Raw genomic sequence first — 8,835 nt, forward strand, 5'->3', positions numbered from 1 at the left:
GATGTGCGTGGGTGCTCAAAGGCCGTTGGCTCTCCCCGTCTCCCTCTCCCAGGGGGAGAGGGAGACGGGGAGGGGAATAGTAAGGAGCCCCGTGGTTAACGGACCAGCAGGCGCGCATTCGCCGGCAAATCCCCCAGCCGCACTGGCTGCCCGGGTGCGACCACGCGGGCGTCCTGGAACCCGTCTTCCGCCGCATCGTCGCGCTGCCAGCGAATCGTCAGCGCATGGCCTTGCACGTTCAAGTCAATCTCAAACGCGGGCCAGTGCGCGGGCACACAAGGCGACAGCGACAGCTCGCCTTGCTGCAGCTTCAGGCCCAGGATGTTTTCCAGCGCGGCGCGGTGCAGCCAGGCGGCCGAGCCGGTGTACCAGCTCCAGCCGCCGCGGCCCACGTAAGGGGCGCTGCCGTAGATGTCGCCGGCCATCACATAGGGCTCCAGTTCGTAGGCCGGGCCGCGCAGCGGGTGTTCGCTGCGGTGGGCGGGACTCAGGGCCTGGAAGCTTTCCCACGCGGCCTCGGCGTCGCCGGTGGCGGCCTGGGCCATCATGGCCCAGACGGCGGCGTGTGAATACTGGCCGCCGTTTTCGCGCACGCCGGGCGGGTAGGCCTGGATGTAGCCGGGGTTGTCGGCCGCGTGCTGCAGCGGCGGCGTGAGCAGGCGCAAGAGGCCCGCGTCGTGGTCGACCAGCTGTTCGTTCATGGCCTGCATGGCGGGCACGGTGAACTCATCGGTGGAGGCGCCGGACAGCACGGCCCAGGCCTGGGCGATCAGGTCTATGCGGCATTCGCTGTTGCTGGCTGAACCCAGCGGCGCGCCGTTGTCGAAGAAGGCGCGGCGGAACCAGGCGCCGTCCCAGCCGTCTTTGTGCAAGGCGCTGATCCAGCCCTGGCGCGCGGCCAGCCAGGTGTCCACGCGGCTGTCGTTGCGCGCGCGGGCCAGCGGCTCGAAGTCCTGCACCACGCGGCACAAAAACCAGGCCAGCCAGACCGATTCGCCGCGGCCTTCATGGCCCACGCGGTTCATGCCGTCGTTCCAGTCGCCGGTGCCCATCAGCGGCAAGCCGTGGGCGCCGGTGGGCAGGCTGCGGTCCAGCGTGCGCGCGCAGTGCTCGAACAGCGTGGCGCTTTGCGTGCTGGTTTGCGGCGCGTAGTAGGCGTCTTCGGCGCCTTCGGGAATCGTGGGGCCGTCGATGAAGGCGACCTGCTCGTCGAGGATGGCGGTGTCGCCGGTCACCGCGACGTACCAGGCGCAGGCATAGGGCAGCCACAGCAGGTCGTCGGAAAAATGCGTGCGCACGCCTTCGCCGCCGGGCGCGTGCCACCAGTGCTGCACGTCGCCTTCGGGGAACTGGCGCGAGGCGTTGAGCAAAATCTGCCGGCGCAGGCGCGCGGGCTCGATGAGTGCAAAGGCCATCGCGTCCTGCAACTGGTCGCGGAAACCGAAGGCGCCGCCGGCCTGGTAGAAGCCGGCCTTGGACCACAGGCGGGATGCCAGCGTCTGGTACAGCAGCCAGCGATTCACCATCGCGTCGAACAGCGGGTCGGGCGTGCGCACCTGCACCTTGCCGAGCAGGCCGGCCCACCAGGCCTTGACCTGCTCCAGCGCCGCCGCCGTATCGCGGCCTTGCCAGGCGCGCGCCAGCTCGCCGGCCTGGGCGGCATCGGTGGCATGGCCCAGCATGAAGGTCAGCGTGAGGCTCTGGCCGGGCTGCAGCGTGAAGTCGCCGGCCAGCGCGGCGCAGGGGTCGCTGCCGCTGGCGGCGTTCTGGCCCAGCGTCGCGGGCGGTGCGAGGCGGCCCGCGGCATCAAAAAATTCACTGCGGTCGCACGTCCATTGCGGCGCACCGGGCAAGCCGGCCAGCGCCAGGAAGGCGGTGCTGCCGCCGAAGCCGGCGCGGCTTTCGCGTTGCTGGGCGAACACGGCGTTGAGTGCGCCGTCTTTGGCGCGCCAGGCGTGCACGGTGCGGCGTTCGTGGCGCGCGGCGCCCATCTGCCACTCGACCATGGCCAGCGCGCGCAGGCGGCGCGGGGCCGTGCCTTCGTTGCGCAGCTTGATCTGTACGAGCTTGACGGAATCGCTCAGGTCGGCGAACCAGGTGGTCTCGGCCTGCAGCGCGCCGTGCCGGCGTTCAAACACGCTGTAGCCCTGGCCGTGGCGCACGCGGCAGGGTGTGCCGCCGCCCGTGCCGGAGGCGGAAGCATCCAGCGGCAGCAGCGCCTGGGTGTCCAGGTCCTGCAGCAGGTAGTGCTCAAAGCGCGGGTCGGTCACCGGGTCGTTGGACCAGGGCGTGAGCTGGTGCAAGCGGCTGTTGCCGGCCCAGGTGTAGCCGGCGCCGGCTTCGGAGACCTGGAAGCCGAAGGAAGCGTTGGCGATCACGTTGACCCAGGGGCGGGGCGGGCGGTGCGTGCCGTCGACGTCGAACTGGAATTCACCGCTGGCGGCGTCAAAGCGGCTTGGCGGTGTTTGCGCGGTCTTTGCTACCTGCGGCAGAGGGTCGATGCCGGGGCGCGGCGCCGCAGTGCCCAGCGCCTGCAGCGCGGTGGCCTGCTGTTCCAGCGGCCGGCCGTCGGCCACGAGGACGAGGCGGGCCAAACCGGTCAGTGCGGCTTTTTCGGACGGCACGATCTCCTGCTCGCGCAGCAGGAAAAAGCCGCCGGCGTCGCTGCGCGGGAAGCTGTTCTCGGCCTGCTGCAAGGTGCGGTCGCGCAGCGCCAGGATGTCGCGCTGCAGCGGCATCAAATAGGAATTGGCTTCGCTGTTGAGGATGACCACGTCGGCGGCCAGGCCGCAGAAACTCCACCAGGGCTGGGCGCGCAGCAGCGCATGCACCAGTCCCATGCCGGCGCTGGAGTGGATGAGCACCAGCACGATGGGCTTGTCGCCCGAGAGGCCGAAGCGCCAGAGCTGGCGCTGGTCGATCAGGCCGCGCTCGGCCATGGGCCGGGCGCAGCTGTACATCAGCGCGGTGTTGATGTCCTGCAGCGCGGCGTTTTCTTCCGGGTCCACGCCGAGGTCGCGCAGCCGCACCTGGGCCAGCGTGGCGGCCATGCGGGTGGCGCGCTCCACGTGCATGGGCTGCAGGTATTTGTCGATGCGCGCGGCCAGCTCGCCGGCATCCGCCGCGGCGGCGGTGGCAAAGCTCAGGCGCGCCAGCCCGCCGGCGGGAATGCGTATGCGCACGCGCAGGCCGGCAACAGGGTCCAGCCCGTTGATGGGCGAGCCGTCCTCGCCGCGCGCTTCGGCCAGCAGGGCCGGCTCGCCGGGCCCGCGGTTGCGGCCCAGGAAGGCGCGCCGGTCGGCGATGAAGTCGATGGCGCGCACATTGGCCTCCGAGTCGGCCAGGAAATGCGCCACGGCCATGGCCGGGTCGCCCTGCAGCCGGGGCTTGCGCGACAGCAGCAAGGCGCGCCATTCGGCATGCCACGCGGTCTGCATGAACAGGTTGGAAAAGGCCGGGTGTGCCTCGTCGGCGCGCGGGTCGGTCAGCACGGCTTCGAAGCAGGAGATGACATCCAGTGTGATCTCGGCATCCGACACGTTGCGCAGCGTGACGATGCGCAGCTCGGTGTCGTCCTCGGGGCTGACGAGCACGGTGGTCCGGGTCTCCAGCGTGCTTGACGCCATCTCGAACTGCACGCGGTCGGCCAGGAAGGTGGCCTTGTAGCGCCAGTCGGGGTGTGGCGCCGGGTGCTGGGTGAGCGAGGAGACGCGGTCCTGGCCGGCGGGGCGCAGGTAAATGAAGGTGCCGCAGGCGTCGCGCAGCAGGTCGTCGCGCCAGCGCGTGATGTTGTAGGTCCTGTCGCCCATGCGCCAGCGGCTCACGCCGGCGCCGTTGGCGCGCAGGGCCACGCTGTAGCGTCCGTTGGACAGCAACTGCGTGGGCTGCCAGCCGGGCGCGGCGGGGTCGAGTTCGCGCGAATGGTAGAGCTGCGCTTCGGTGGCGCCCTCGGGTTCGGGCAGGGCGCGCGGGTCGGCGCTTTCGATGATCTGGCGCGGGGTTTTTTCGTGCAGCAGCGAGTCGAAGGCCTGCACCAGCGGCGCCGAGGCGAACCAGCGGCGCGGCGCCTCCTTGCACAGCACGTTGCACAGCGCCACCAGCGCCATGCCCTGGTGGTGCGCCATGAAGGTGTTGACCAGGCTCAGCGCCTGCGCGCCGGGCTGGCGGGCGACGGTGAAGTCCAGCGCGTCGGCAAAGCCGTACTCGCCGCGCGCGCCCCATTGCTCGAGCTGGCGCAGGTTGGCCACGGCTTCATGCGGCATGAACTGCGCGGCCATGATGCTGGCATAGGGCGCCACCACGCGGTCGGTGGGCGGCGTGCGGCGCAGCGCCAGGCGCGGCACGCCGAAGGGCGAGTACTGGAAGGCCAGCGTGTGGTCCTGCGCGAAATAGGCCGACTCGGACACGCCCCAGGGCAGGCCTTGGGCGTCGCCGTAGGCCTGCTGCTCTTTCACGGCGGCCAGGCCCGAGACATGCAGCAGGCCCTCGTCGGGCTCGCTCATGACCAGCGAAGGCATCAGGTATTCGAACATGGAGCCCGACCAGGATTTGAGGCCGGGCGTGACGCCCACCGTCAGGAAGGCGCGGCCCAGCGCCAGCCAGTGGCGGCGCGGCACGTCGCCCTTGGCGATGGCCAGGAAGCTGGTCAGGCGCGCCTCGGAGGCGATCAGGTCGTAGAAGCTCGCGTCCAGCGCCTGCTCGTGCACGCGCAGGCCGATGTGGAACAGGTGGCGCTTGGGGCTGTACAGGCCGCTGAAGTCCATGGCCATGCACAGGCGTTCGCAGCGCTCGCCCAGCTGCATGAGCTGCGCGGATTCGGCCGCGGTTGTGCCTTGCCGCGCGGCCAGCAGGCGGCAGGATTGCGCGACCGCCAGCAGGTGGCCCGCGAAGTTGCCGCTGTCGACGGTGGAGACGTAGGCCGGCGGCAGCACCTGCAGCGTGCGTGTTTCATACCAGTTCAGCAGGTGGCCATTGTGTTTGGGCAGGGCTTCGACGGTGTCCAGCGTGGCGGCCAGGCGCGTGGCCATCTCGCCGGTGGAGATCCAGCCGAACTGGCGCGCGCAGGCGACGGTCATCAGGTAAAGCCCGATGTTGGTGGGCGAGGTGCGGTGGGCCAGCGTGGGTTCGGGCTCCATCTGCAGGTTGTCGGGCGGCAGGTGGTGGTCTTCGGGGCCGACCACGCGCTCAAAGAAGCGCCAGGTCTGGCGCGCCAGCTTGAGCAGGTAGTCGCGGTCCACGGCATCCGCGGTCGTCGCCGGGTCCACCGCGCCGGGCTTGCTGCCCCACCAGGCGGCCAGCGGCGCCAGCGCCCACAGCACAAACAGCGCGGGGCCGATGAGGGGATGCGGGCTCCAGCAGGCGGCCACGGCCAGCGCCAGGCACAGCGCGGACACGCCCGCATGGCCGCGCACAAACGCGCCCAGCGTGTAGCGCGCCGAGGCCTGCGCCTGGGCCGCGGTGGTCCACTGCAGCAGGCGCCGGCGGCTGGCGGCCATGCGCCACAGGGCGCGCGTGATCGCGTCCAGCAGCATCAGGGCCTGCACGGCCAGCTGGCTGAACTGCCACAGCGCCTGCGCCAGCGCGCGCCCGACGTCGCGCATGCCGACGTCGAAGAAATGCAGCCAGGCGATGCCGCGCCGCGTGGGCACCAGCCCGGCGAGCGCGCCCATCAATGGGCCGGCCAGGAAGGCGATGAAGGTGAAGGCGATCGACGTCTGGATGTGCAGGGCGCCGGTGAAGACCACCCAGGCCAGCAGCGCGAAGCAGGCCGGCGCCACCAGCGAGCGGCGCAGGTTGTCGGCCATGCGCCACAGGCCCAGGGCGTCTATGCCGAAGGTCTTGGCGCGCAGCATCAGCGGCAGCAGCTGCCAGTCGCCGCGCGTCCAGCGGTGCACGCGCGAGGCGGCCACGCCGGCATGGTGCGGCTGGTCTTCCATCAGCACCACGTCGCCGGCATAACCGCAGCGCGCGATGCTGCCTTCGAGCAGGTCGTGGCTCAGGATGGCGCCTTCGGGCAGGCGCTGGTCCAGCACGGCGTGCACCGCCGCCACGTGCAGCAGGCCTTTGCCGGTGAAGTTGCCCATGCCGAACACGTCCTGGTAAAGATCGGAGGTGCCGCTGCTGTACGGGTCCAGCCCGAGCTGGCCGGCGAACAGGGTGTGAAACGGCGAGCGCTCATGCCGCGCGGGCAGGGGCGTGGCCACGCGCGGCTGCAGGATGCCGTAGCCGGCGGTGACGCGCCGCGTCTTTCGGTCTATCTGCGGCGTGTTGAGCGGGTGGGCGGCAATCGCCACCAGTTCGCGCAGCGAGCCGGCGGGCAGGCCGGTGTCGCTGTCCAGCGTGAGCACATAGCGCGTGCCGTCGGCCAGGCGCATGTCGGCACCTGCGGGAGCGAACGGGGACACCGAACGCTCGGCCAGGTGCCGCAGCAGCATTTCGAGCTTGCCGCGCTTGCGCTCCCAGCCTATCCAGCGGCGCTCGGTGGCCGACCAGCTGCGCGGGCGGTGCAGCAGCACAAAGCGGGCGGGCTGGCCGTGCGGCGCGGGGTAGGCGACGTTCAGCGCGCGCAGCCGGGCCAGCGCGTCGTCGAAGAGCGCAGCGTCGCCGGGTGTGCTTTCGGTCTCGGCGTCGGCCCAGTCCGTCAGCAGCGCGAATTGCGCCTGCGTTTCGCGGCTGGCCAGCCAGTGCAGCTGCAGTTGGTGCGCCAGTTCGGCGTTGGACGCGGCCGAGGTCAGCATGGAAGGAATCACGACCAGCACGCGGTGCTCGGCCGGGATGCCGCCGCTGAAGTCCAGCCGGGCCAGCGGCTGGATGCGGGTGGACTCGGCGATCAGCCGGTGCATCAGCGCAACCACGGCTTCGGAGGCCGGCCAGGCCATCAGCAACACCGCCACCCAGGCGGCGGCGGGCAGGTCGGCCAGCGGGTGCGCGGCCCAGGTCAGCAGCGCGGCGGTGCCGGCGGCCCAGGCCGCGGCGAACAGCGGCAGGCGCCAGGAGCGCGGGGTTTCGGTGGCCGGCAAGGCCTTGTGCGGGCCGGTGGAAGGACGCAGCGCGGCTTCGAGCAGCGGCCGGCCCGGGCCTATCAGGTAGTAGCCGGCGGTGCGCGCGACCATGGAGTTGTTGGGCTGGCGCGCGGCGGCCAGCACGGCTTCGGCGACGGCGCGTTCGGGCTTGCCCATCTGCTGCGCCAGTCTTTCCATGGCGCGCGTGATCTGCTGGCGCGTGAGTTCGCTTTCGCGTGAAAAGCTCGGCAGCCGGCGCAGCACCTGCAGCGAGTGGCTGACCGGTTCGATGAGTTCCACCCATTCGACCTGCCCTATCAGCCTGAGCGTGGTGATGATGTTGCTGACCGTGAGGTTGGCCGCCACCTGCACGGTCTGGCCTTCGCCGATCATGCCCAGCGCGTCGGTGCAGTGCTGCTCGGTCCAGCGCACCAGCGGCAGGGCGGGCGGCGCGTCGGGCTCGGCGCGGCCGGCCGGCATGCGCTGCCAGAGCTGGGTCAGGTAGCTGCGCTCCAGGCCGTGGACCTGCATCAGGGCCAGCAGCTCGTCGAGTTCGCGCAGGCTCAGCGCCTCGGCCTTGTCCCAGGCGGCGTGGGCCACTTCGCGCGCGACCTTGTTCCAGGCGATGCGGTCGGCCATGCGGCGCAGGTTCTCCAGCAGCACCACGCGCAAGGTGGTGGGCAGGGCCCAGAGTTCACCGAGGTTGAGCTCGCTGACCTCCTGGTAGGCATGCAGGAAGGCGGTGAACAGGACAGGGTCGAGCACGCTGTCGGTGTGCGCCACATAGGCCCAGGCGATGCCGTAGACGCGCGGCAGGCCCTGCAGCGGCTTGTCGGCCAGCTTGGGCAGGTCGGCGTAGTAGCGGTGCGGCACGCCGTCCTGGATCTGCTGCAACTGCGCCTCGACCAGGTGGAAGTTGTCGAGCAGCCATTCGGCCGCGGGCGTGACGTAGTGGCCGCTGAGCGAGGTCAGCGCGATGTAGTCGTAGGCCAGTCGGATGGCGGCGATGTTTTCCTGCACGCGCGGGAAAAACGGGGGACCGGTGTCGCCGCTGCCGGGCGGCAGCACGCCTTGCGCGGCGGCCAGGCTGCGGCCGTGCTCTTCAAAACGCTGCGCGCCGAACAGCTCGGCGCGTATGGGTTGCTGGATGTCGCCGCGGGGAGCGGCGAGAAGTTGGCGGGCGTAGGTGCTGAGGGTTTCCAGCCGCTCGATGACCGGCGTAGTCACGCGCTCAGGCTAGCGCGAGCAGGCCGATGCAGATGGCCACGATGAGCGCCACCGTCACGATGCGCGGCGACACCACGGAATGCGCGGACTGAAGGCCCGACTGGAGGGTGAAAAACCGGCCGCGTGAATGCGCGCACTGGTTCATGTGCGACGCCAGGTCGGCGGCGTCGGTGGAAACAAAATCGCTGCGAATGGCCGACGGTGTGTCGGCCATGATCTCCAGGGTGGTCATGATTCTGCGCTCCGGGCTAGGCTGGGGGTTGGGCAATGCGTGCGGAATGCAGCATCGCTCCTGTCTTACACCATGCTAAGCACCGGTACCGTCAGGCACCATCAGAAGACGCTGGAGTTTGTCTAGGACAAGGCCTACAGTATGCGCTTCCCTTGAATACCCCTACGGCGGGTGGCCTCCCCGGGTCTTGCTCCGGCTTGCGCGCTGGTGCCCTTTGCATAGGCTTGCTGGCCGGGTCTCGCCCCGGCGGGCGAGGCACTTTTCTTTGCTTCGCCAAAGAAAAGTACCCAAAAGAAAGGCGACCCTGGCTCCTGCGTCCCCTGCGCTTCGCTCCGGGGCAACCTGCGGTGCTCGGTCCAGCCGGGGTCAAAAACA

The 8,835-nt window shown here is 70.3% G+C and carries 2 protein-coding genes; both read right to left on the minus strand.

From position 1 onward, the window contains the following. Positions 1-95 precede the first annotated feature (95 nt). The gene (locus ACLV8F_RS14680) at positions 96-8,228 is read right to left on the minus strand and encodes a GH36-type glycosyl hydrolase domain-containing protein (RefSeq protein WP_411884938.1); all 8,133 of its coding nucleotides are present in this window, start codon (positions 8,226-8,228) and stop codon (positions 96-98) included. A 4-nt stretch (positions 8,229-8,232) separates the two neighbouring features. Beyond that, complete coding sequence (locus tag ACLV8F_RS14685; RefSeq protein WP_411884939.1) at positions 8,233-8,460, minus strand: hypothetical protein; 228 nt, start codon at positions 8,458-8,460, stop codon at positions 8,233-8,235. Positions 8,461-8,835 lie beyond the last annotated feature (375 nt).

It is taken from the genome of Polaromonas sp. YR568 (assembly GCF_943369675.1).
GTDB lineage: Bacteria > Pseudomonadota > Gammaproteobacteria > Burkholderiales > Burkholderiaceae_C > Polaromonas.